Origin of the sequence: Burkholderia sp. LAS2 (genome assembly GCF_018417615.1) — a bacterium.
GTDB lineage: Bacteria > Pseudomonadota > Gammaproteobacteria > Burkholderiales > Burkholderiaceae > Burkholderia > Burkholderia sola.
Genome location: NZ_CP071052.1, coordinates 657,206 through 680,629 on the forward strand (window position 1 = coordinate 657,206; position 23,424 = coordinate 680,629).

Consider the following 23,424-nt stretch of genomic DNA (forward strand, 5'->3'; position numbering starts at 1 on the left):
CGCCGGGTCGCCAGCGTCAGGCAAGCGGCACGGCGCGCGTCGAACTACGCGATCGCGGCATCCGCAGGCGTTCGTGCCTGCGCAGCGCGCCCGTCCCCCGCCTCGACGATCAGCGTCCAGTCGAACGCCGGCAGTGCGCAGACTTGCTCGACGGTGGCCGTGTACTCGTGCTCGGGCGCGTGCAGATAGCGCACCTTGTCGGTCCATTCGGGCAACGGCGCCTGCGACGAGGTCACCACGACCGCCAGCAGATCCTGCTCCGGCCGCCTTGCGATTTCCTGCAGGCTCAGCCGGACCTTGTCGAGGTCGCCCTCGGCGTCCAGGATCAGCGCGCCGGCGATCGGCGCATCCGGCCGGCCGGGCGGGTTGCCGACCGCGCCTTTGTCGATGCACTGCTGATACACATGGCGATAGCGCGGCAGCGCCTGCTGCAGCGCGTGATGCTTGCGGACCTTCGCCTGCGCCGTGCGCGCGAGCCCGCGGCGCAGCGCCGGGTTCGCGATCAGCCGATCGAGCGCGTCGACCCAGGCCTGCGGTTCGTCCGGGACCAGCAGGCCGTCGCAGCCGTCGTGCAGCGCGAGGCGATAGGCTGGCCGGTCGCTGACGATCGACGCGATGCCGGCCGCCGCGTATTCCTGCCACTGGATCGTGCTCGTGCCGGCGTTGTAGTCGTGGTCGGCGAGCGGCAGCAGCGCGACGTCCCAGCGCCGTTCCGGCAGGCGTCGTGCGTGCGCGTCGTAGTCGTGAAGCTCGGGCTCGCACCCGGCGGCCGGGTGGCCGGCCCAGCCCGGCGGGACGTCCGCGCCGACGAAACTCACCTTGACCTTGCCGGGATGGCGTGCGCAGATCGCGTGCAGCGCCGCGTCGACCAGCGCGAAGTTGTCGGCGCGCAGCGACGCGCCGGCGATGCCGATCGTCACGCAGTCGTCGCCGCGCGCCGTCACGGGGCGGTAGAACCGGTCGAAGTCCACGCTGTCGGGCAGCACGTGAACGCGCGGGTGCGACAGCCGGTAGCGGCTGGCGATGAACGGCGTGGATACGATCACGGCGTCCGCGTTGCGCAGCACGAGCTCGATCCCCGCGCGGGCCATCCCGCCTTGCGTGGCGAGCGGATGCGCGGCCGGCAGGTCGGTCAGCAGGTCGTCGGTCTCGTAGATCACCGGCTTTTCATGCTTGAAGATCGTGTACAGGTCGTTGCCCGTCAGCATGCCGGGCGTCAGCCGGTGCAGCAGGATGGCGTCGGCCGTGGCCAGCACGCTGCTGTCGATCTGGCCGTCCCGGATGCCCGGGACGAGTTCCCATTCGTCGTTCAGCAGACCGAACGGCAGCGTGAGGCGAATTCGCGATGACGCGCACGCGTCCGGATCGATCGAGTACACGATCAGGCGCTTGCGGCGCGGTGCGGCGTCCGCCGTCGCGGCGACGGGCGCCAGCGTCCGGTTCTCCGCGAGCAGCCGCGCGTACAGCACGCCGTGGCGCGCGGCGTTGCGGCCGATGTCGTGCTGCGCACGGATCGCATCCTGCGCGGCCGCGGCGAGTTGCGCGCGGGTTTGCGGATGCTCGATCAGGTGCGCGATCGCGTCGACCCACGCGTCGGCGGTGTCGGCGACGAGCCAGCCCGTGCGGCCGTGGACAACCGGGCAGCCTTCCGCCGGCGTGGCGACGAGCACCGTGGCCGCGCCGGCCGCCGAGCATTCGAGCCATGCGCGCGGCGGCGCGTCGTCGTGCAATTTGACCGGCGCCGCGACCAGCGCGATGTCGAGGTCCGCGCGCTTCAGCGCGTCGGCGTAGCTGTCGTAAGGGGCAGGCTCCGCGATCAGCGTGACGTCCGGTTCGCGGTCCCAGCCGGCCGGCAGCGCCGCACCGACGAACGATACCCGGAGCTTCCCCGGAAACCGGCGGCGGAGCTCGACCAGCGCCTGGCGGACCTGCTCGAGACGCACGTCGTCGAGACCGGTGCCGGAAACCGCGAGGTTCACGTGGTCGCGCACGCCGGGCGCCGCGCGGTGCAGACGCTCGAGATCGACGCCGGTCGGCAGCACGTGGACCGATGCGTTGACATGACGGTACTGCCGCGCCAGCGCTTCCGACGGCACGACGAGCGCATGCGCGCGCTGCACGGCGCTGCGGATGCCCGCCTTGCGGCGCGCGTTGTCGGCCGCGCCGGGGATGTCGGCGAGCAGCGTGTCGAGCGGCGTGTCGATCTCGAGGACGACCGGCTTGCCGAGCGAAAACAGGTGTTCCAGCGTGGCGGGAGACAGCAGGCCCGGCGTGTCGCCCTGCAGCACGATCAGGTCAGCGCGCTGCAGCGCGTCGGGATCGATGCCGGCTGGCGTGACAGGGAACGTCAGCGCCCATTCGCGGTCCAGCCGCGCGAACGGCTGCGCGAAGCGCATGCTGGTGCGCGCGTGGTCGGCCGGCTCGGCGGTGACGACCGCGATGCACGAGCGCGGCGCGGACGCGGGCCGTCCCTGGGCGGCGGCGCCCGTCGCGAAGGCCTGCGCATCCAGCGTGTCCGCGTGGGCCTGGGTCCGCTCGACGAAGTTCTGCAACTGCTGCCAGAACGCCTCCTCTTCCTTCAGGTAGACGCTGCGCGCTTCGTGAACGGTGGCCTTCGCGTGGGCGATCTCGTGTTCGTCGAGCCCCCACGCGATGCCCTTGCCGTCCATCACCCACCGGGTCGGCTCCGACAGCGACGCGTCATTCATGATGCACACGACCGGGCAGCCGCACAGCAGCGCTTCGAACACGGCGGTGGACCATTCGTACATGTACACGCACTCGACCTGTCGGAACAGCGCCGCGAGTTCGTGCGCCGAACGTTCCGGCACGCGGGTCGAGATTTCGATCGACTCGGCGGTGACCGGATGCAGCGTGCCGCCGCGCCGCAGGTGGCGATTGATGAAGACGGCCGTGCCGTTGCGGCGGGCGTCGTCGACACCGTCGCTGTTGAAGATGCGCGTGTCGACCAGCGGCATGCGCAGCAGGTCCGCCTGCCATTCTTCGGGCACCAGCGACGGCCCGAACGTGAAGATGAGGTCGTTCGGCTGCAGGGTGATCGGTTCGCCGTTGATGCGGCCGGGCTCGGCCAGCAGGTAGCGTACGACGCAGCGCGCGTTGAACGGATTGCCGGTGACGACGTCCGGGTAGACGACGATCGGGCTGCGATTCGCGCGGGCGTGCGCTTGCACGATGTCGTCGGTCAGCGGCGGCGTGCGCAGGTCAGGATGCACGACCGGCGTGCAGACGTACGCTTCGTGGCCGAGCAGGTTCAGCACGTGGCACAGGTAGTGCATCGCGCGGATCCCGCCGGAGGTTTGCCGGAAATTCGGCGCGAGGATGTAGTACGGGTGGCCGAGTCGCGTAAAAATGCGCGAACCGCCGTGCGCCAGGCCAAGTTTGGGAGTCGTCATCGTTATCGGGTGCGGTAGAAATCGAAGACCACGTCGAGGATGCGATCCTGTTCGGCTTCGGTCATGTCGTGGTAAAGCGGCAGCCGGACGAGCCGGTCGGCGACGAGGTCCGTCACCGCCATGCCGGACCCGCAGCGCCCGTAGCGCTGGCCGGCCGGCGAACTGTGCAGCGGCACGTAGTGGAACACCGCGTTCACGCCCACCGCGCGGATCTGCTGCAGCAACTCGGTGCGTTCGGCGAGGGTGCGTGCGAGGAAATAGAACATGTGGCCGTTGCCGCGCTCGGCGAGCGAAATCGCGGGCAGCTCGATCAGCCCGTCCGCGTGCAGCGGCCGCAGCGCGTCCTGGTAGCGCTGCACGGTCGCGCGCCGCTGCGCGGTGATCACGTCGGCGTGCTCGAACTGCGCGTACAGGAACGCCGCGATCAGCTCGCCCGGCAGGAACGACGAGCCGACGTCGACCCATGTGTACTTGTCCACCTGCCCGCGGAAGAACTGACTGCGGTTGGTGCCCTTCTCGCGGATGATTTCCGCGCGCTCGACGAGGCGTGGGTCGTTGACCAGCAGCGCGCCGCCTTCGCCCGAGATCACGTTCTTGGTCTCGTGGAAGCTGAGGCACGCGAGGTGGCCGAGGCTGCCGAGCGGCTTGCCGTTCCACGACGACTGCAGCGCCTGAGCGGCGTCCTCGATCACCCACAGGTCGTGGTCCGCCGCGAGCTGCCCGATCACGTCCATGTCGCATGCGACGCCCGCGTAGTGCACCGGCACGATCGCGCGCGTGCGCTGGGTGATCGCGGCGGCGATCTGCGTCTCGTCAAGGTTCAGCGTGTCGCGGCGGATGTCGACGAACACCGGCGTCGCGCCGCGCAGCACGAACGCGTTGGCGGTCGACACGAACGTGTAGGACGGCATGATCACTTCGTCGCCGGGCTGCACGTCGGCGAGGATCGCGGCCATCTCGAGCGCGGCCGTGCACGAGTGCGTGAGCAGCGCGCGCTGGCAGCCGATGCGCGCTTCCAGCCAGCGGTGGCAGAGCTTCGTGAACGCCTGGTCGCCGGCGAGGCCGCCCTGCTCGACCGCTTTCGCGATGTAGTAGAGCTCCTTGCCGACCACGAACGGGCGGCCGAACGGAATGACGTCGAGATTGGGTGGGCCGAACATGGTCAGGCTCCGCAGTAAGGGGGGACGTTCGGCCGCGCGACTCGCGCGCGGCGCCGCTCAGATGTCCTTGCGGACGAGAATCGTGAATTCGTACAGGCCGTAGTCGTGCAGCAGCGCGACGTGGCGCGAATAGCGGCGCTTGCAGCGATCGAACAGCGCGCACGGGTCCGCGTAGTACAGGAGGTCCGGGCGCATGAACGGCGGATCGGAATACGACGTCAGGCAGTTGAACGCGAAGCCCAGTCGGCTCGTCGCGTGCAGCGTGTCGAGCGTTGCGTGGATGTAGTCGAGCCATGCGTCGTCGCCGTGACCGCGCCTGACGTTGAAGATGCCGGATGCGATCCCGTAGTCCGACGCGGCCTGCGGCACCGCGCCGACATGAAACGCGACGTTCGCGTCGTCGCGATAGCGCTGCCGCGCGGCGTCGACCATGTCGGACGAGATGTCGTAGCCCGCATACGCGAAGCCGTCCGGCAGCGCACGCGCCTTCAGGAAATCGACCAGCGCGCCGTAGCCGCAGCCGATATCGTTCACCGAGTGGCCGCCGGACTCGGGCAGGATCTTCGTCAGTTGTTCGAAGCGCAGGAACTGGCCGGTTTCGCCGTTCCAGTCGACGCCGCGCGCGGTCGCGCCGTGCTCGGCCAGCCGCGCGCTGTAGTACGCGGCCACTTCTTCCAGCAGGCTCGCATGCCGGGATTCGCTCATGGACATCGCCTCAGTCTTTCGAGGTCAGCGCGTACCGACGCGCGTCGGGACCGCAGTTGAACAGCACGTCGAGCACGGTCACGCCGTGGACGAAGTCGCCCCACTGCTGCGGATACTCGGGATAGCTCGGATAGTCGAACCAGCGCACCGCGACGCCGGCATCGGCGAACAGGTTCTCGTCGAGGTAGCTGCGCGCGGCCGGGCCGGACAGGTACTCGGACGCGCCCGCCTGCACGCACAGGTTCAGCAGCTTCTCGGTGCGGTCGCCGTGGAGCGCATAGTCCGACGTCGACGACACGCGCGTGCCGATTTCCAGTTGCCGCAGGACCCACGTCAGCATCGCGGCATTCAGCTCGCTCAGCATCCCGTAGGTGCGACCGGTGTAGAGCGCTTCGAGCTCGTCCGCATAGCGCGCGAAGTGCGGCGCGCGCGCGTAGTTCTGCTGCAGGGCCTTCCAGTGCAGCGGCGCCCAGTCGGCGCCGTCGATCTCGGTTTCGCGGATCGACTGGTGATACTTGCCCTTCACCTTCACCGGCACGCTCAGCCATTGCACGCCCTGCGGCGTCTTGATCTGGTTGCGGTTGCGCCAGTCGCGGCGCGTGTACTGCGCGTCATCGTAGAGGATGAACTCGTCGCTGGCGGCGATCAGGTCGAAGTAGCCCTTCCACGGAATGTAGTTGGACTGGACGATCGCCACCCGCTTCGCGTCGCGGTTCATGGTCGCACCGCTCATGCCGGAATGTGGCCGTACCGGTACATGTCGACGAGCTCGGGCGGAATGCCCCAGTCCGTTGCGCCCAGCTTGTCGTGCAGCGCCTCCAGGTCCGCGCGCATCGCGTTCCGGAGCTGTTCGACCATGCGGTTGCGCGCCGGCACGAAGTCGTGCTGGTACGCGGCATTGATCTGATGGCGTACCGTCTTCGCGATCGCCGCCTCGCGCGTCATGTTGCGGATCAGCGGGCGTTCGGGCGCGAGTTCCGCGTAGCGCGGATCGATCGGCTCGCCGCGCATCGCCGCGACGAGATCGCGGCTCAGCACCGGCGACAGGTGGAAGCCGTCGCGCTTGGTGCCGCCGAGAATCCACAGGCCGCGCACGCTGGTTTCGCCGAACAGCGGATACAGGTCGGACGTCGTCGGCCGCCAGCCGACGTTGACGTTGACCAGGTTCGCGCGCGAGAAGCGGGTGTTGATCTGGTCCATCGCGGACTTGAGCAGCGTGTACGCGCTGCCGGCGTGGCCGTGCTCGTGCGGCACCGGGCTGATGTAGTTGCTGGCGCCGACGAGGGTCCGGTCGGGCCCGTACGGCGCCGAATACACACCGCACGCGAGGCCGCGGTTGGTCGTGCGCACGCAGTGCGTGTGCACGTTCTCCGTGCTCTGCAGTTCGATCGACATGCCGATGCCGTAGAACATCCGCTGCACCGGCAGCTCGGGCAGGCTCGCCTGCAGCACGCGCGTCACGTTGGCGCCGTTGCAGAGGATGAAGCGGTCCGCGCCGAGCACGCTGCCATCGGACAGGCGCGCCCCGGTGACGCGTCCGGCCGCGGTGTCGAGCCGCTCGACCTCGGCGTCGATGAAGCGCACGTTGCCGGCTTGCGCGACCGACGCGGTCAGCGCGTCGAGAAACTGTTTGGGATTGACCCAGCCTTCGCGCTTCAGGAAGACCGCCTTCAGCGCGCGATAGCGCGGGTCCGGATGATAGTTCGGGATGCCTGACGGATCGACCGCCTCGCAGGGCTCCTCGAATTCGCGGCAGAACCGCTGCATGGCCGCGAAGTTCTCGTCGTCGAGCGCGTCGGTCGCCGCGTTGTTCAGCACGAAGGTGCCGAAGCCGTGCGCGACCGCGCGCGCCGGCGTGCAGATTTCAGCGAATACGGCGGGCCAGGCCGCCGTCGCGCCGCGGCTCAGCTCGAACTTGAAGCGGTCGATCGGCGTGCCGAGCGAATCGCCTTCCAGCTCGGTGAACGAATTGAGCATCGCCGCCGCAGCGCGCGTGGCCGAGCCGGGCCGATGCGCGTGGCCGACGATCACGAGTTCGACGCCCGCGTCGGCCTGCTGCCATGCTCGGGCCGTCATCAGGCCGAGAATGCCGTTGCCGAGGATTGCGATTTTCATTTGCGTGTGCCCCCACCTTCGGGGAATGACAGGTAGCAGAGCGACGGATAGGCCGCAGCCTTGTGGATCTGGTGCGGACGGTTGCCGAGCAGGTCGCGCAGGTAATGGACGCCTTCCGCGGGCAGCTGGCCGCCGCGGGTGAGCTGCCAGAACGCGACGACGCCGCCGGGCACCAGCCGCTCCATCACCGCGTCGAACGCGTGCCGGGTCGGCTCGATCACGTTCAGGTCGAACCACGCGAGCGCGACCATCTCGCCGGGATGCGCTTCGTCGAACGCCGCCAGCGTATCGCGGCAGTCGCCTTCCCACACGTGGTGCTTGTCATGCACGTGTCCCATCGCGTTGCTGCGCTCGTGCAGGTTCAGCAGCTTGCGCAGCAGGTCGGCGTACTCGCCGGACAGCGAGTACGTGCCGTCGGAGAACAGCTTGCGGTCGCGGGTGTCGTGCTCGGCGAAGCCCGTGTAGCCCGTGAACGTATCAAATGCGTGGATCCGGCGCTGGAAGTTCAGCGGCTCGAGAATCGCGCGGAAGTTCTCGCACAGCACGGCGGTCTGCCCGCGCCACGTGCCGAGATCGAGGATCGCGCCCGGCAGCGGCACGATTTTTTGATAAATCTCGAAGGTCGCGAGAATGCGTGCGAGGAGCGAGCCGCGCACGAACAGGCCGAGCGACCGTTCCAGTTCCTCGCGCGTCGCGGGGTAGGTCTGCATCAGGTCGAACAGTTCGCGGCGCGCCGCGAGCTGATCGCCATCTGCGTTGGTGATGATCGCTGATTCGTGCATACACAGGGCTCCAGGCGCAAAGGGTGTGACCGGACGAGCGCGTGTCGGCACGGTGGCATCGGAATGCGCAACCGTCCGAGCGTCGCAGGTCGGACATCTTTCTACGATCAAGTCTAGCGAGCGCCGCCAGGATCGAATGTCGGATTAGCGGGTGGTTTCACCCCGCATTTCGATGGATGCGCGCGTGTCCGGCGCGAATTCGGGGCGCCCGAGGGGGCGGCGTGCAGTCGCGGGAATAGCGACCAATTCCAGCACCTGCTCGCCAAATTGGAACGCGGCGAGCGCGTGGAGAATTCGGACACGTCGGAGACCGTCGGTGCGTGCGTCCGCGGGCGAAGGCGTGTGCCGACGCAGCGGCGCCGGCCGCGATTCGAATCCCGTATTGGCTACCAGGACGACAAAGCTCATGATGCCCACCTCCCCCGCCGCCGCCACGATCGAACAGGCGCTGGCGCACCATCAGGCCGACCGGCTGGAAGAGGCCGAGACGCTGTACCGGCAGATCCTCGACACCGATCCCCGGCACGCGGACGCGCTTCACCTCCTCGGCCTGATCGGCCATCAGTACGGGCGCTATCAGGAGGCATCCGACCTGATCATGGCGGCGATCGAGATCCGGCCGGACGCGATGTACTACTACAACCTCGGCAACGTGATGCAGGCGGACAACCGTCACGCCGCCGCCGCCGAGTGCTTCCGTCTCGCCATAGAGCTGCGACCCGACTACGTCGATGCGTACAACAACCTCGGCAACGCGCTGCGGCTCGCCGGCGACGCGCGCGCGGCCGTCGATGCGTTCTGCCAGGCCATTGCGCTGAAGCCGGACAACGGCCAGGCCTACAACAACGTTGCGAATGCGCTGTTCGACCTGAACGAGATTCCGGCCGCGCTCGAGGCTTACCGGCACGCGGTCGCGCTGCGCCCCGAACTGCCGGAGCCGCGCAGCAACCTGCTGTTCGCGAGCCACTTCAGCGAAGCGTTCGACCACGACGCCTATCTCGCCGAGGCCGCGCGCTACGACGAACTCGTCACGCGGTGCGCGACGCCGTGGACGGACTGGCTCGTCGACCTGGCTCCCCGGGTCGGGCGGCCGCTGAAGGTCGGCATCGTGTCGGGCGACCTGAAGTCGCATCCGGTCGGCTATTTCATCGAGAGCATGCTGAAGCATCTCGACGCGAACCGGATCGAGATGCATGCGTACCCGACGCGCGACGTCGAGGACGACGTGACCGCCCGCATCAAGCCGGCCTTCTCGACATGGACCAGCATCGCCGGCCTGAGCGACGAAGCGGCGGCTGCGCGTGTCCGCGCGGACCGCATCGACGTGCTGCTCGACGCGACGGGCCACACGGTCTACAACCGCCTGCCGCTGTTCGCGTGGAAGCCGGCGCCGCTGCAGGCGAGCTGGCCCGGTTATTTCGCGAGCACCGGCGTGGGCGCGATCGACTACGTGATCGGCGACCGTCACGTGCTGCCGCCCGCCGAGGCCGCGCATTTCACCGAGCGGCCGTGGCACCTGCCGGACAGCTATCTGTGCTTCACGCCGCCGGCCGAGCCTGTCGACGTCGGCGCGCTGCCGATGCTCGCGAACGGCCATCCGACCTTCGGCTATTTCGGCAAGCTCGCGAAGATTACCGATCATGTCGTCGCGGTCTGGTCGCGCGTGCTGCAATCGGTCGCGGGCGCGAAGCTGTTCGTGAAGGCCGAGCATCTCGACGATCCGCGCGAGCAGCAGGCGCTTGCCGCGCGCTTCGCGGCGCACGGCATCGGCGCGCAGCGCCTGATCCTCGAAGGCCGCTCGCCGCGCGCCGAATACCTGGCCGCGTACCGGCGTGTCGACCTGATGCTGAGCCCGTTCCCGTATCCGGGCGGCACGACGACCGCCGAAGCGCTGTGGATGGGCGTGCCCGTGCTGTGCCGGCGCGGCGAGCGCTTCCTGTCGCACATCGCCGAGAGCCTGCTGCATTCGGCGCGGCTGCCCGAGTGGATCGCGGACGACGACGCCGCGTATGTCGCGAAGGCCGTCGCGCAGGTTGGCCAGCCGGCCGAGCTGGCGGCGCTGCGCACGACGCTGCGCGCGCAGGTGCTCGCGTCGCCGCTGTGCGATGCGCCCCGCTTCGCGCGCCACTTCGAGGACGCACTGCACGGCATGTGGGCGCAGCACGTCGAAGCCGCGCCGGTCGCATCCGTGTGAGGCCGCCTACGACTTGACGTGCGTGGGCATTTCCATGGTGGCGGCAAGCGGAACATGGCGGCCCTCGCGCCGAACACCGCGCCGGCCGACGTGATCGTCATTCCGACCGGTGGCGCGTGCGCGACACCGTCGTCGGGATGGCACGCGATGGGATGGCGGCGTCGGCCGTGATGATCGGACACGGCGGCAGGCGGATCGGCTTCGGACGCGATCCGCATTCCTAATGAGCAAAGCAGACGAGATGGACGGAACAGGACAGGCATTGCAGGCGGCGCTCGCGCATCATCAGGCGGGGCGTCTCGCGGAAGCGAAGACGCTGTACGACGCGATCCTCACCGCGCAGCCGGGCCAGCCGGATGCGCTGCATTTCCTCGGGCTGCTCGCGTGCCAGCTGAAGCAGTACGACGCGGGGCTCGCGCTGATGGAGCAATCGCTCGTCGAGCGGCCGGACGCGTCTTACTTCAACAACCTGGGCAACATGCTGCGCGAAAGCGGCCGGCTCGACGACGCGATTGCGCACTATCGGCGCGCGGTGGCGCTGCGGCCGGACTATCCGGAGGCGCACAACAACCTCGGCAACGCATTGCGCGACGCACGCGAGCCGGCGGCCGCGATGCAGAGCTGCGCGCGCGCGATCGAGCTGCGCCCCGGTTATGCGCAGGCGTACAACAACCTCGGCAATGCGCTGCAGGATCTGGGCGACCTCGATGGCGCCGCCACGCATTACGGCCGCGCGATCGAGCTGGATGCGTCGATGGCGATGGCCCACGCGAACCTGAGCGCCGTGCGTCACAAGCAACTGCGCTGCGCGGAAGCGCTCGCGCATGCGCAGGACGCGATCCGGCTCGCGCCGAACCTCGCTGAAGCACATAACCACGCGGGCAACGCGTATCACGGACTGAACCGGCTCGAGGATGCGCAAGCGTGCCATCGCACGGCCGTCACGCTCAATCCGGCGGACGCCGGCGCGTGCCACAACCTGTCCGTCGTGCTGTTGAAGCTGCAGCGGCTCGACGAGGCGCTCGTGTATTGCCGGCAGGCGTTGCAGGCCGGTCCGCCGGCCGTGTTGATGCACGTCAATCTCGGCGACATCCTGCGCGCGCAGGGCAACGTCGATGCCGCGGTCCAGGCCTATCGCGACGCGCTCGCGCTGGTGCGCGACGACGCCGACGACGTGGCGGCGACCGTGCTGAACCGGCTGCTGTTCAGCGCGGCGGCGTCCGCTTGCGTGAACCCCGCCGACTACCTGGCCGACGCGCGGCGCTACGGCCGGCACCTGGCCGCGCGTTCGACGCGCCATGCGCACGATCCGCGCGAGCGGGCCGCGCGCGCGCAGGGGCGGCCACTGCGCGTCGGCTTCGTGTCCGGCGACCTGCGCCTGCACCCGGTCGGGATCTTCCTGGAAAGCGTGCTCGCGCACCTCGAGCGCACGCGCATCGACCTGCGCGTGTACGTGACCACGGACGAGGAGGACGCGATCACCGCGAAACTGAAGCCGCACGCGAACGGCTGGCGCTCGATCGCCGCGCTGGGTCCTGACCTGGCCGCGCGGATGATTCACGACGACGAAATCGACGTCCTCGTCGACCTCGCGGGCCATACGCAATCGAGCGGACTCCCCGTGTTCGGCTGGAAACCCGCGCCGGTGCAGGCGAGCTGGCTCGGTTTCTTCGCGTCGACCGGCTGCGACGCGATCGACTACTTCATCGGCGACCGCTACACGCTGCCGGACGCCGAAGCGCATCACTTCGTCGAGAAGCCGTGGCGGCTGCCGGACAGCTTCCTGTGCTTCACGCCGCCGGCCTGCGACGTCGACGTCGGCCCGCTGCCGATGGCGGCGAGCGGCCATCCGACGTTAGGTTGCTTCGGCCAGCTCGTGAAGATCGGCGACGACGTCGTGCGCGCGTGGTCGCGCATCCTGCATGCGCTGCCGAACGCGCGGTTGCTGCTCAAGGCGCACGAACTCGGTCGCGAGGGCGTGCGCGACGCGACCGCCGCGCGCTTCGCGCGGCATGGCATCGACGCGGACCGGCTGATCCTCGAGGGCGGTTCGCCGCGCGCGGAATACTTCGGCGCATATAACCGCATCGACGTCGCGCTGAGCCCGTTCCCGTACCCGGGCGGCACGACCACGGCCGAAGCGCTGTGGATGGGTGTGCCGGTGCTCGGCATGAAGGGCGGGCGCTTTGTCACGCACATCTGCGAAAGCGTGCTGCACGCGGCGGGCATGGGCGAATGGGTCGCTGACGGCGAGGACAGCTATGTCGCGAAGGCGATCGCGGCGGTGCACGATCGCGAGCGCCTCGCGGCGCTGCGCGCGAGCCTGCGTGCGCAGCTGCTCGCGTCGCCGTTGTGCGACGCGCGCCGGTTCGCGGCGCATCTCGAAGCGGCGTTCCTCGCCATGTGGCAACGCTATACGAACTCGGAGCAGGAAGCATGAACGATATCCACGACACGCTGCAGTCCGCGCTGGCGCATCATCAGGCGGGGCGTCTCGCGGAAGCGAAGACACTGTACGACGCGATCCTCACTGCGCAGCCGGGCCAGCCGGATGCACTGCATTTCCTCGGGCTGCTCGCGTGCCAGCTGAAGCAGTACGACGCGGGGCTCGCGCTGATGGAGCAATCGCTCGTCGAGCGGCCGGATGCGTCGTACTTCAACAACCTGGGCAACATGCTGCGCGAAAGCGGCCGGCTCGACGACGCGATCGTGCACTACCGGCGCGCGGTGGGGCTGCGACCGGACTATCCGGAGGCGCACAACAACCTCGGCAACGCGTTGCGCGACGCACGCGAGCCGGCGGCCGCGATGCAGAGCTGCGCGCGCGCGATCGAGCTGCGCCCCGGTTATGCGGAGGCGTACAACAATCTCGGCAACGCGCTGCAGGACCTGGGCGAGCACGAAGCGGCGGCCGCGAGCTACGCCAAGGCCGTCGCGCACCAGCCGCAGTACGCGGATGCGTACTGCAATCTCGGCAACGCGCTGCATGCGCAGGAGAAATTCGACGCTGCCGCGGATGCCTATCGTCGCGCCATCGCGCTGCAACCGGGCTTCCGTGTCGCGCACCGGGGGCTGAGCGCGACGCTGCGCGCGGCCGGCGATCTGCACGGCGCGATCGACCATGCGCGCGAGGGGCTCGATCCGGGCGACGCAGACGCGCACTGCGTGCTGGCAAGGTTGCTGCAGCGCATCGGCGATTTCGACAAGGCGCTCGAACTGCTCGAGCAGGCGGTCGCGATCGACCCCGCGCATGCACAGGCATGGGCGTGGCTCGGCGATTTGCGCAACCAGCAGGGCGAATACGGGCAGGCGGTGCAGGTGTGCCGGCGTGCGATCGAGCTCGATCCCGAACTGGCCGACGCATACAACTTCCTGGGCTTCGCGTATCACAACCTCAACTTGCTGGCCGCCGCGGAGTTGAGCCACCGGCATGCGATCGACCTGAACCCGGACGATGCCGACGCGCATCACAACCTCGCCGCCGCGCTGTTTCGGCTCGAGAAGCTCGACGAGGCGATGAAGCACACCGAGATCGCGAGGGCGCTCGGCATCGATCCGCTGAAGGTCCAGATGACGCTCGGCGACATCCTGTGGGCGAAAGGGGATCTCGCCGGCGCGCTGGATGCGTTCCGCTCGGCGATCCGGCACGACCTGCATCGCGCGTACTCGCGGATGCTGTTCAACATGTCGAGCTCACCCGCGTTCGAGCCGCAGGAGTGGGTCGCTGAAGCGCGTCGCTACGGCGAGCATCTCGAGCGCGACGCGCACCCGTTCGAGCACGACCGCGCGCAGCGCGTCGCGCAGGCGCAGGGGCGGCCGCTGCGCGTCGGCTTCGTGTCGGGCGACCTGCGGCAGCACCCGGTCGGCATCTTCCTTGAAAGCGTGCTCGCGCGGATCGACCGGTCGCGCATCGAGCCGCATGCCTATGTGACCTTCGTCGGCGAGGACGACGTGACCGCGCGGCTCAGGCCGAACTTCGCGAGCTGGAAGAAGGTGGTCAGCCTGGGCCGCGAGGAGGCCGCGCAACTGATTCGCGACGACGGCATCGACATCCTGATCGATATGGCAGGCCACACCAACTGGAGCGGCCTGCCGATCTTCGGGCACAAGCCCGCGCCGGTGCAGGCGAGCTGGCTCGGTTTCTTCGCGACGACCGGTTGCCGCGCGATCGACTATTTCATCGGCGATGCGCATACGCTGCCGGCCGACGAGGCGCATCACTTCACCGAGCGGCCGTGGCGGCTGCCGGACAGCTACCTGTGCTTCACGCCGCCGCCGTACGATGTCGCGGTCGGCCCGCTGCCGATGGCGGCTCATGGCGGCGTCACGTTCGGCTGCTTCGGCAAGCTGATCAAGATCAGCGACGAGGTCGTCGCGCTGTGGTCGCGCATCCTGCACGCCCTGCCGGACGCACGCCTGCTGCTGAAGGCCCATGAGCTCGGCGCCGGCGACGTGAACCGGGCGACGCTCGACCGCTTCGCGCGGCACGGCATCGGCGCGGATCGGCTGATTCTCGAAGGCGGTTCGCCGCGTGCGGAGTACTTCGCCGCGTATAACCGCATCGACATCGCGCTGAGCCCGTTCCCGTACCCGGGCGGCACGACCACGGCCGAAGCGCTGTGGATGGGCGTGCCGGTGCTCGGGATGAAGGGCAGCCGGTTCGTCACGCATATTTGCGAGAGCCTGCTGCACGCGGCGGGCATGGGCGAATGGATCGCGGAAGACGAGGATGCGTATCTCGCGAAGGCCGTCGCGTTCGCGCGCGACCGCGACGGGCTGGCGACGCTGCGTGCAACGCTGCGCGAGCGGGCGCTGGCGTCGCCGCTGTGCGATGCGTCGCGCTTTGCACGCAACCTCGAGGACGCACTGCATGGCATGTGGACCCGCTACGCGGCCGGCGAGACGGCGCCCCGGGACGCGTGACGAACGGGATCGCGCCACGGCAGGAAGCCGCGCTCGCGCATCGTCGGGCCGGCCGCCCGAGATGATCGACGCGGCCGTCGAGCGGGCGACGCGGGCGTAGCCGGTGCGATCAGGCTCGCGTTCCCGCCTGCAGGCGAAAAAAAAGCCGCATTGAAGCGGCTCGACGGTACGGCGACAACGGACCGCTCGACTGGCGGCGTCTTTTAATTCGACGTGCGCGGCGGGCGACACGCCCGGCCGGTCACAGCATGCCGGCTTTCTGGTACTGGCTCGCGGCCTTGATCCGCTCCCGGGACTGTGCAAATTCCGCAGCCAGGCGGTCTCGGTCCGTCTGCGCATGCTCGGTGATCGACGCGTCGATCGCCATGATCTGCCGCACCTGGTCCAGCACGTCCGGGGTCTGCTCGCCGGACAGGTTCATCAGCAGCGGCGAGCGTTCGTCGACGAGTGCCGCGACGCGCACCCAGTCGCGCGCATCGGCCGCCGACTGCATGGCACGGGTCAGGTCGAAGGCGCGGGACAGGGTGTCGTTCGTCATGGTTCTGCTCCGAAGGGGGGGCGGCCAACGCTTACTTGTTGTTGGCCATCGCGCCGGCGCTGTTCTGGCCGCCGAACAGCTGGGTCAGGTAGCGGGTGTTGTTCGCCATCGTCGCCATCAGCGTGTTCAGCGCGGTGAACTGCGCATTGTATTGCTTGGTCAACTGGTCCGAGTAGCTCTGCAGCTGCGTCGCCTGACCCTGCACACTCTTCAGATCGGCGTTGATCGCGTTGGTGCGCTGGTCGATCAGGCCGGACGTCTGCGTGTACGAGTTGATGTTCGCATTGAGCGCCTGGGCGATGCCGTTCGTCTGGTTGAAGATCGCCGTCACTGCGGAACCGTTCGACTTGAGCGCGGTGGTCAGCGCGGCGGTGTCGACCGACATCGCGCCGGTCGAGTCCACGTTGATGCCGATGCTGCCGAGCGCATAGGTCGTGCCGCCCGTCGTGACGCCGCTGCTGAGCGTCGTCGCGAGCGTGCTCCTGATCGTGTTCAGCATCGCGTCGCCGAGCAGCGGGCCGGCGGTCTTCGCCGTCGCGTCGTAGCTCGACAGCGATTTCGCGGTATTCACGAAGTTGGTATACGCGGTCGCGAAATTGTTGATCGCGGTCGTCGCCGCGGCCGTGTCCTGCGACAGCGTGACGGTTTGCGTCGTGCCGACCGCGGCTTGCGACAGCGCCAGCGTGACGCCCGTCAGCGCGCCCGACACGTTGTTCGACGCGCTCGACACCGGCGTGCCGTCGATCGTCAGCTTCGCGTCGGCGGCCGGCGTGACCGTCGTGTACCCCGACGTCAGTTTCGAATTGACGCCGGTGCCCGTGATCGAGATCGTGTTGGCCGCGCCGGTGGCGTTCGACTGCATCACGAGATGCTGGCCGTCCGAACCTGTGATGACCGACGCGGTGACGCCGGCATTGCCGGACGCGGAGTTGATCGACGACGCGATGTCGGACAGCGACGCGCCGGCCGCCACGTTGACGTTGAACGCGGGATTGCTGCCGAACGTGATGCTCAGCGAGCCGGCCGCGATCGTGTCCGCCGACGTCACGCCGGCCGACGACAGTTTGTTGGCGGTCGCGAGCTGCGTGACATTGACCGAATACGAACCGGCCACCGCGCCGCTGCCGCTCTTGATCGTCGTCGCGATGCCCGTGCCGCTCGCCGTCGCGGCCAGGCTGCCGAGCGCGGTGCCGTCCGAGAGGCCGGTGAGCGCGGTCTGCAGCGCGGACAGCGCGCCCTTCAGCTGGCCGATCGCGGACAGCTGCGTATTGTCGTTCGTCTGTCGGGTCTGCAGGGCCTGCAATTGCCCGGCCGTCTTCGCGTTCACCAGCGTCGTGACGAGCGTATTGACGTCGAGCGTCGAATTTGTCGCGCCGCTGATGATCGATTGACCTGCATTCGCCAGGATGGTGCTGATGTCCGTGCTGCTGACGGGGGTGGTGGCCATGCCGTTGCTCCGGTCGTCCGCGCAATCAACGTGCGCGATGCGGCGGGGCGCCGCGGTTCAATGCAAAGAGGGAGGCGTGCCTCCCTGGAGAATTCCGGTCCGGGCGGTTTCGGCGGCGTCGCGATGCGTCGCATGGCGACGCCGCCGTGCCCGGAGGCGGGCGGGCACGTGGCCCGCCGCGGGTGCTGCTCGATTAGCCGAGGAGCTTCAGGACTTGCTGCGGCAGCGAGTTCGCTTGCGCCAGAACCGAGATACCAGCTTGCTGCAGCACTTGCGCCTTGCTCAGGTTCGCCGTTTCCGTCGCGAAGTCCGCGTCGGTGATCTGCGAGCGAGCGGCGGTCATGTTGGTTGCCTGGGTTTGCGTCGTCGAGATCGCAGCCTGGAACGTGTTCTGTGCTGCGCCCAGCGTTGCCTGGAACGTGTTGACTTGCTTCAGTGCCGCGTCGATCGCCGTGATCGCCGATTGCGCGCCCGACTGGGTGGCGACGCTCAGGCTGTTCACGCTCATGCCCGTGCTGTTCCAGTTCGCCGTGCCGAAGTCGACGGTAACGACCTGGTTCGCTGCTGCGCCGATCTGGAACGTGACGCTGCCGGCGCCGCCCAGGATGGTCTGGCTGTTGAACGTCGTTTGCGATGCGACACGGTCGATTTCGCTGAGACGCGTCGTCACTTCAGCTTGCAGGTTCGCGCGGGCGCTCGAATCCAGCGAGCCGTCGCCCGCTTGTTGCGCCAGCGTACGGATACGCTGCAGGTTGTCGACCGTCGATTGCAGCGCGCCGTTGGCGGTCTGGATCATCGAGATGCCGTTGTTCGCGTTTGCAACACCTTGCGTCAGCGCATTGATTGCCGCCGTTTGCGACGTCGAGATCGCCAGGCCTGCTGCATCGTCAGCAGCGGTGTTGATGCGCTTGCCCGACGACAGGCGGTTGATTGCTTGCGACAGTGCGCTTTGCGAGCCCGACAGATTCGTCTGCGTCGTCAGCGAAAGGATGTTGGTGTTGATGTTCAGCATTTGCTTCCTCGTTTTGGAAAATGCCTGAGATACAGACAGGTTCTGATTTCGGCGTGGCGCTTTTTTGCGTCTGGCGCTGCCCGCCTTTCCTGGTTGACGGCGGCACCCGGCGAAAACTTTAGCGGGATGTTTGAGGAAATTCGGGACCGAAGGATCGGTTTCGCCGGGAAGGCGCACGGGGCATGGCGGGCGGCGTGGCGGCCGTGGCGCGAGAATCGCGCGGTTGGGCGGAACGTTTGCCCGCGACCGACAAAAGGGTGGTTTTGTCTGTGATTCCCTGCTATCATGGCGGGCTGAATTGAGATTTTCTGTCACGCCTTTGCCGGTTTCGGCATGTCTGCTGGCAGTCAAACGCGGCGCTGCACGCGGTTGTGAAGCGTACTCGCGGTGCTTTCCGCCTCTCTTTTCCGGCCTCCGAGGCCGTATTTCCGCTCGTTTCGCCTGTTGTGGGGACGCTCGGATGGCCGGTGCGTGGCGCTTGGCCGCTACGTTTTTGACCGTTTAAGCAATTTAGGAACGACATGACGACGATTCTTCTGAAAGAAAACGAGCCGTTCGAAGTGGCGATTCGCCGCTTTCGTCGCGCTATCGAAAAAAATGGCCTGATCGCTGAACTGCGTGAGCGCCAGTCTTACGAAAAGCCGACCGCAGTCCGCAAGCGCAAGAAGGCAGCAGCCGTCAAGCGCCTGCACAAGCGCCTGCGCAGCCAGATGCTGCCGAAGAAGCTCCACTAAGAGCATCTGACGGTTCGCCGCGAAACGGCGGAGTGTGCCTCGAAAGAGGCCGCTCCGCCGTTTTGCTTTTGCGGGCCGGGAAACCTCGGGATCGTTGCCGTGGGTCGGTTTCCGCCGACTGTCCGGCAGCCGGCTGTCGCGCTCCCGCACACGTGCCCGTGCTTGCGTAAAAACGCAAGTAAGAATCATTCTCATTGGTATAGAATGTCGCGGATCGTATCAACACCCGCCGACCGCGCAACAATTCCATGCCGCGTACAACGGCATCCGGCCTCGCCTGATCGGGCCGGACGATCGCCGCGCGGCGCCCGACATCCAATGGACTGCATCCCGTCGAATCGGGGCCGCCGCGCGTGCCGGCCCGCTTTACTTTCGCTGCGCACGCGATGAATGCGTTCCTGCGACCGTTTCTCGTGCGCCTGCACCGCTGGTTCGGGCTCGCCATCGCGCTGTTCCTGTTCGTCGCGGGGCTCACCGGCGCGCTGATTGCGTGGGACCATGAGCTCGACGCGGCGCTGAACCCGGATTTCTATACCGCGCGCAGCGGCGCGGCGCCGCTTGCGCCGCTCGAACTCGCGGCGCGCATCGAGGCCGCCGATCCGCGCGTGCAGGTGACCTATCTGCCGCTCGCGGTCGAACCGGGACACACGCTGCAGGCGGGCGTGATGCCGCGTACCGATCCGGCGACCGGCCGGCCGTACCCACTCGGTTTCAGCCAGATCGCCGTCGATCCTGCGACCGGCGCGGTGCAGGGCCGCCGCGAATGGGGCGCACTGTCGCTCGCACGGCTCGACCTGATGCCGTTCATCTACCGGCTGCACTACTCGCTGTTCCTGCCCGTGTACGGCGGGATCAATTTCGGGTTCTGGGTGATGGGCGTCGTCGGCATCGTGTGGGCGATCGACAGCCTGATCGCGCTCGTGCTCGCGTTTCCGAACCTGAAAAGCTGGCGCAAGTCGTTCGCGTTCCGCGTGCGGCGCGGCGGCTACCCGCTCGTGTTCGACCTGCACCGCTCGGGCGGCGTGTGGGTGTGGGGGCTGCTGCTCGTCGTCGCGGTCACGTCGATCTCGATGAACCTCGCCGTTCCGGTCGTACGCCCGCTGGTGTCGCTGGTTTCGCCGCTCGCCGAAACGCCGTATACGAATCCCGAACATTTCCCGCCGGCCCGGCCGGGCAGCCAGGCGCTGCCGCGCGAACGGATCGTCGAGATCGCACGCTCGGCCGGCCGCGACGCGGGTTTCGCCGCGCCGCCGGGCGCGCTGCTGTTCGCGCCGGCGATGAATGCCTATGCGGTCGGGTTCTTCACGCCGGGCAACGACCATGGCGACGTCGGGCTCGGCAATGCGTGGCTGTACTGGAATGCGGTGACCGGCAAGCCCGTCGCGGCGCAGGTGCCGGGCCGCGGTTCGGCCGGCGACCTGTTCATGCAGGCGCAGTTTCCGCTGCACTCGGGGCGGATCGCCGGGGTCGCCGGACGGGCGGTCGTGAGCGTGCTCGGCATCGTGATCGCGATGCTGAGCGTGACGGGCGTCTGCATCTGGGTGAAGAAGCGCAGCGCACGCGCGCGGGCCGCGCGGAGCGCGCGGCCGGTCGTGCCGGCGACGTCGTCGTCGCGCGCTGCGCGGTAAGGGTTAGGCGGCAAGCGGCAACCAGCAAGCAGCACGCACCCGCCGCGGGGCAGCGCCGGCGCCACGTTTGCGCCTGCGCTGTCAGCTCGCCTTGCGCCGACGTGCCGGCTGCTTGCCGCCGAGCGCCGCGCACTGCGCGTGGCACGGGCAGCCGGCTTCGTGATCGTTGACCATGCCGGTTGCCTGCATCAGCGCATAGCAGATCGTCGAGCCGACGAACTTGCAGCCGTACGCCTTCAACGCCTTGCTGAGCGCGTCGGACTGCTCGGTCGATGCGGGCGCGTCGCGGTACGACTGCCACGCATTCTGGATCGGCGTGTCGCCGACGAACGACCACAGGAACGCGGCGAGCGACCCATGCTCTTCGCGAATGCGCTGCACCGCGCGCGCGTTGGTCACCGCCGATTCGACCTTCGCGCGGTTGCGCACGATGCCCGGGTTCTCCAGCAATTTCTCGATGCGCTTGGGCGTGAAGCGCGCGACGGCATCGACGTCGAAATCGGCGAACGCTTCGCGATAGCCCGCGCGCTTGTTCAGGATCGTCGACCACGACAGCCCGGCCTGCGCGCCTTCCAGGATCAGCATTTCGAACAGGTGGCGATCGTCGTGCGACGGCACGCCCCACTCGGTATCGTGGTAGTGAGCGTCCGCTTCCGTCTTCACCCAGTTGCACCGCTGCGACATCGTCTGCCTCGTTTTCAGTATCGATTCGATCGCGCCAGCATAGCGGAAGCCCTTTTGGCGGGATAGCCGGCCGAACGGCAGATGGGCGCGCGGCGCCGATCCGGTTAAGCTTGGCGCCTGTTCGAATCAGCGGGATGAAGGCATGGCGGCATTACTTTTTGCGATCGGCATCGACGGCGGCGGCACGGGCACGCGCGCGGTGCTGGCCGACCGGCACGGGCGCGAGCTCGCGCAGGGGCGCGGCGGCCCGTCGGGGCTCGGTCTCGGCATCGAGCGCGCATGGGCGTCGATCGGCGCGGCGTGCGCGGACGCGTTCACGCACGCCGGTCTCGCGTTCGACTGGTCGCAGTGCGCGCTTGGCTGCGGGCTCGCGGGCGTCAACAACGCGGCGTGGCTCGCCGCATTCCGCGCGCAGGCGCCGCTCGACGCGCTCGCGATCGAGAGCGACGCGTATACGACTGTCGTCGGCGCGCATGGCGGCGCGCCGGGGCTCATCGTCGCGCTCGGCACCGGCAGCATCGCGGCGGCGCTCGATGCGGGCGGCGCGTGCCGGATCGCGGGCGGTTTCGGCTTTCCGTCCGGCGACGAGGCGAGCGGCGCGTGGCTCGGCGTGCGCGCGCTCGCCTATGCGCAACAGGCGCTCGACGGCCGCGTGCCGCGCGACGCGTTCGCCACGGCCCTGCTCGCGGAAACGGGCGCGCAGGATCGCGACGCGCTTGTCCAGTGGTCGTGCGACGCGAATCAGACGATCTACGCGCGTCTCGCGCCGATCGTGTTCGCGCACCGCACGCATCCGGTCGCGAGCGCGCTGATCGCGCAGGCCGGCGACGAGATCGGCAAGATGATCGACGCGCTCGATCCTCGGCAGGCGCTGCCGGTCGCGCTGTGCGGCGGGCTGGCGGACGCGCTCGCGCCGGCCGTGCCGGCGCGGCACGCCGCCCGGCTGCGCGCGCCGCTCGACGATTCGGCGCATGGCGCGCTGCGGCTCGCGCTGCATGCGTTGCGGGCGACGGAGGGCGGCTGAGCGGAGCGCGAGCGGGGTGGATGCCGCGCCGCAGCGGCACCCCGGGCGGCGCGTGGCCGGCAACCGCCCGGCGCGCCGCCGGGCACGACGTTAGAATGACGCTTCCTCCGTGCCGCGCGCGCCGCTCTCCCGTCCCATGTACAAAGTCATCGCCACCGATCTCGACGGTACGCTGCTGAACAGCGACCACCAGCTGGACCCGTACACGATCGACACCGTGCGCCGGCTCGACCGCGACGGCGTGCAGTTCGTGATCGCCACGGGGCGCCACTATGCGGACGTCGCGGGCATTCGCGACGTGCTGGGCATCCGGCCGTACCTGATCACGTCGAACGGCGCGCGCGTGCATGCGCCGGACGACACGAGGATCCACGCGCAGGACGTCGACGCAGCGATCGTGCGCCGCCTCGTGCAGCCGGAAGTTGTCGGCGCGCACGGCCGCGTGATCGTCAACCTGTTCACCAACGACGGCTGGCTGATCGACCGCGACGCGCCGCACCTGCTCGAATTCCACCAGGATTCGGGCTTCCGGTACGACGTGACCGACATGGCCGCGCACGACGGCGCGGATATCGCGAAGGTGCTGTATATCGGCGAACCGGCCGATCTGGCGGTCGTCGCCGAGCAGATGCGCGTGCAGTTCGGCGATAAGCTGTACGTCACGTACTCGCTGCCCGACTGCCTCGAAGTGATGACCGCGAACGTGTCGAAGGGGCGCGCGCTGCGCACGGTGCTCGCGCGGCTCGGCATCGATACCGGCCACTGCATCGCGTTCGGCGACAACATGAACGACATCGACCTGCTCGAAACCGCCGGTCACGCGTTCATGATGAACAACGCGAACCCCGACCTGGTGGCGCGGCTGCCGCACATCCCGCGGATCGGCAACAACTTCGACGCGGGCGTCGCCCGCCACCTGCGCACGCTGTTCTCGCTCGAAGACGACGTCGTCGCGTCCTGAGCGTCCGCCCCGGCGCCGTTTCCGTGCGCGGAAATGAAAAACGGGCGCCAGGGGCGCCCGTCGAAATTGCCTGCCTCGTGTTCTTCGACAGCGTGAGGCTCGCT

The 23,424-nt window shown here is 68.5% G+C and carries 18 protein-coding genes; 7 read left to right on the forward strand and 11 right to left on the reverse strand.

Annotated features, from left to right (window positions below; translation table 11 throughout):
- Positions 1-44: 44 nt before the first annotated feature.
- The 7 genes from JYG37_RS03045 to JYG37_RS03075 form a co-directional block, all read right to left on the reverse strand.
- Positions 45-3,413, reverse strand: coding sequence for a glycosyltransferase family protein (locus tag JYG37_RS03045; RefSeq protein WP_213345878.1), 3,369 nt, complete (start codon positions 3,411-3,413; stop codon positions 45-47).
- A gap of 2 nt (positions 3,414-3,415) precedes the next feature.
- Positions 3,416-4,573 (reverse strand): dTDP-4-amino-4,6-dideoxygalactose transaminase, encoded by a 1,158-nt coding sequence (gene rffA / locus JYG37_RS03050; RefSeq protein ID WP_050015942.1) that lies wholly within the window; start codon positions 4,571-4,573, stop codon positions 3,416-3,418.
- Between the two features lie 57 nt (positions 4,574-4,630).
- Positions 4,631-5,278 (reverse strand): class I SAM-dependent methyltransferase, encoded by a 648-nt coding sequence (locus JYG37_RS03055; protein WP_050015944.1) that lies wholly within the window; start codon positions 5,276-5,278, stop codon positions 4,631-4,633.
- A gap of 10 nt (positions 5,279-5,288) precedes the next feature.
- Positions 5,289-6,011 carry a WbqC family protein gene (locus JYG37_RS03060; protein ID WP_089488038.1) on the reverse strand — a complete coding sequence of 241 codons (723 nt, stop codon included), beginning with the start codon at positions 6,009-6,011 and terminating at the stop codon, positions 5,289-5,291.
- Entirely contained in the window at positions 6,008-7,393 is a 1,386-nt protein-coding gene (locus tag JYG37_RS03065) for an NAD(P)/FAD-dependent oxidoreductase (protein ID WP_213345879.1), read from the reverse strand. The genes JYG37_RS03060 and JYG37_RS03065 overlap by 4 nt, the downstream gene beginning before the upstream one ends.
- On the reverse strand, positions 7,390-8,175 hold the full coding sequence (locus JYG37_RS03070) for a class I SAM-dependent methyltransferase (RefSeq protein ID WP_014722216.1): 786 nt from the start codon (positions 8,173-8,175) through the stop codon (positions 7,390-7,392). The genes JYG37_RS03065 and JYG37_RS03070 overlap by 4 nt, the downstream gene beginning before the upstream one ends.
- Positions 8,176-8,319: 144 nt before the next feature.
- Positions 8,320-8,583, reverse strand: a complete 264-nt coding sequence (locus JYG37_RS03075; RefSeq protein WP_060733872.1) for a hypothetical protein — start codon at positions 8,581-8,583, stop codon at positions 8,320-8,322.
- On the opposite strand from JYG37_RS03075, the gene JYG37_RS03080 reads away from it, so the two are divergent.
- From JYG37_RS03080 to JYG37_RS03090, 3 genes are all read left to right on the forward strand, one after another.
- Complete coding sequence (locus JYG37_RS03080) at positions 8,582-10,369, forward strand: O-linked N-acetylglucosamine transferase, SPINDLY family protein (protein WP_089488040.1); 1,788 nt, start codon at positions 8,582-8,584, stop codon at positions 10,367-10,369. The genes JYG37_RS03075 and JYG37_RS03080 overlap by 2 nt on opposite strands.
- A gap of 241 nt (positions 10,370-10,610) precedes the next feature.
- Positions 10,611-12,809, forward strand: a complete 2,199-nt coding sequence (locus JYG37_RS03085) for an O-linked N-acetylglucosamine transferase family protein (RefSeq protein ID WP_050015959.1) — start codon at positions 10,611-10,613, stop codon at positions 12,807-12,809.
- Positions 12,806-15,292: a tetratricopeptide repeat protein gene (locus tag JYG37_RS03090; protein WP_213345880.1), complete on the forward strand. Its 2,487-nt coding sequence runs from the start codon at positions 12,806-12,808 to the stop codon at positions 15,290-15,292. The genes JYG37_RS03085 and JYG37_RS03090 overlap by 4 nt, the downstream gene beginning before the upstream one ends.
- Before the next feature lie 241 nt (positions 15,293-15,533).
- Here the strand turns inward: JYG37_RS03090 and JYG37_RS03095 are convergent, their stop codons facing one another.
- The 3 genes from JYG37_RS03095 to JYG37_RS03105 form a co-directional block, all read right to left on the reverse strand.
- Complete coding sequence (locus JYG37_RS03095) at positions 15,534-15,830, reverse strand: flagellar protein FliT (protein ID WP_050015963.1); 297 nt, start codon at positions 15,828-15,830, stop codon at positions 15,534-15,536.
- A gap of 31 nt (positions 15,831-15,861) precedes the next feature.
- On the reverse strand, positions 15,862-17,277 hold the full coding sequence (gene fliD, locus JYG37_RS03100) for a flagellar filament capping protein FliD (protein WP_089488043.1): 1,416 nt from the start codon (positions 17,275-17,277) through the stop codon (positions 15,862-15,864).
- Positions 17,278-17,470: 193 nt separating this feature from the next.
- Positions 17,471-18,289, reverse strand: a complete 819-nt coding sequence (locus JYG37_RS03105) for a flagellin domain-containing protein (protein ID WP_027783219.1) — start codon at positions 18,287-18,289, stop codon at positions 17,471-17,473.
- Positions 18,290-18,810: 521 nt separating this feature from the next.
- Here JYG37_RS03105 and rpsU point away from each other — a divergent pair.
- Both rpsU and JYG37_RS03115 read left to right on the forward strand, forming a co-directional pair.
- Positions 18,811-19,023: a 30S ribosomal protein S21 gene (gene rpsU / locus JYG37_RS03110; RefSeq protein ID WP_006401410.1), complete on the forward strand. Its 213-nt coding sequence runs from the start codon at positions 18,811-18,813 to the stop codon at positions 19,021-19,023.
- Positions 19,024-19,409: 386 nt separating this feature from the next.
- A complete protein-coding gene (locus JYG37_RS03115; RefSeq protein WP_050015969.1) occupies positions 19,410-20,651 on the forward strand; it encodes a PepSY-associated TM helix domain-containing protein in 1,242 nt (413 codons plus the stop codon).
- An 81-nt stretch (positions 20,652-20,732) separates the two neighbouring features.
- On the opposite strand, the gene JYG37_RS03120 is transcribed toward JYG37_RS03115, so the two are convergent.
- Positions 20,733-21,335 (reverse strand): DNA-3-methyladenine glycosylase I, encoded by a 603-nt coding sequence (locus tag JYG37_RS03120; protein WP_124595638.1) that lies wholly within the window; start codon positions 21,333-21,335, stop codon positions 20,733-20,735.
- A gap of 142 nt (positions 21,336-21,477) precedes the next feature.
- On the opposite strand from JYG37_RS03120, the gene JYG37_RS03125 reads away from it, so the two are divergent.
- Both JYG37_RS03125 and JYG37_RS03130 read left to right on the forward strand, forming a co-directional pair.
- Positions 21,478-22,359 (forward strand): glucosamine kinase nucleotide-binding domain-containing protein, encoded by an 882-nt coding sequence (locus JYG37_RS03125; RefSeq protein ID WP_124556824.1) that lies wholly within the window; start codon positions 21,478-21,480, stop codon positions 22,357-22,359.
- A 136-nt stretch (positions 22,360-22,495) separates the two neighbouring features.
- Positions 22,496-23,320 (forward strand): Cof-type HAD-IIB family hydrolase, encoded by an 825-nt coding sequence (locus JYG37_RS03130; RefSeq protein WP_050015975.1) that lies wholly within the window; start codon positions 22,496-22,498, stop codon positions 23,318-23,320.
- Positions 23,321-23,424: the final 104 nt, after the last annotated feature.

Coding starts and splice junctions, on each gene's coding strand:
- JYG37_RS03115 (WP_050015969.1), top strand. CDS start 19,410: ATGAATGCGTTCCTGCGACCGTTTCTCGTGCGCCTGCACCGCTGGTTC.
- rpsU (WP_006401410.1), top strand. CDS start 18,811: ATGACGACGATTCTTCTGAAAGAAAACGAGCCGTTCGAAGTGGCGATT.
- JYG37_RS03055 (WP_050015944.1), bottom strand. CDS start 5,278: ATGAGCGAATCCCGGCATGCGAGCCTGCTGGAAGAAGTGGCCGCGTAC.
- JYG37_RS03130 (WP_050015975.1), top strand. CDS start 22,496: ATGTACAAAGTCATCGCCACCGATCTCGACGGTACGCTGCTGAACAGC.
- fliD (WP_089488043.1), bottom strand. CDS start 17,277: ATGGCCACCACCCCCGTCAGCAGCACGGACATCAGCACCATCCTGGCG.
- rffA (WP_050015942.1), bottom strand. CDS start 4,573: ATGTTCGGCCCACCCAATCTCGACGTCATTCCGTTCGGCCGCCCGTTC.
- JYG37_RS03085 (WP_050015959.1), top strand. CDS start 10,611: ATGGACGGAACAGGACAGGCATTGCAGGCGGCGCTCGCGCATCATCAG.
- JYG37_RS03125 (WP_124556824.1), top strand. CDS start 21,478: ATGGCGGCATTACTTTTTGCGATCGGCATCGACGGCGGCGGCACGGGC.
- JYG37_RS03070 (WP_014722216.1), bottom strand. CDS start 8,175: ATGCACGAATCAGCGATCATCACCAACGCAGATGGCGATCAGCTCGCG.
- JYG37_RS03080 (WP_089488040.1), top strand. CDS start 8,582: ATGATGCCCACCTCCCCCGCCGCCGCCACGATCGAACAGGCGCTGGCG.
- JYG37_RS03095 (WP_050015963.1), bottom strand. CDS start 15,830: ATGACGAACGACACCCTGTCCCGCGCCTTCGACCTGACCCGTGCCATG.
- JYG37_RS03045 (WP_213345878.1), bottom strand. CDS start 3,413: ATGACGACTCCCAAACTTGGCCTGGCGCACGGCGGTTCGCGCATTTTT.
- JYG37_RS03090 (WP_213345880.1), top strand. CDS start 12,806: ATGAACGATATCCACGACACGCTGCAGTCCGCGCTGGCGCATCATCAG.
- JYG37_RS03065 (WP_213345879.1), bottom strand. CDS start 7,393: ATGAAAATCGCAATCCTCGGCAACGGCATTCTCGGCCTGATGACGGCC.
- JYG37_RS03120 (WP_124595638.1), bottom strand. CDS start 21,335: ATGTCGCAGCGGTGCAACTGGGTGAAGACGGAAGCGGACGCTCACTAC.
- JYG37_RS03060 (WP_089488038.1), bottom strand. CDS start 6,011: ATGAGCGGTGCGACCATGAACCGCGACGCGAAGCGGGTGGCGATCGTC.
- JYG37_RS03075 (WP_060733872.1), bottom strand. CDS start 8,583: ATGAGCTTTGTCGTCCTGGTAGCCAATACGGGATTCGAATCGCGGCCG.
- JYG37_RS03105 (WP_027783219.1), bottom strand. CDS start 18,289: ATGCTGAACATCAACACCAACATCCTTTCGCTGACGACGCAGACGAAT.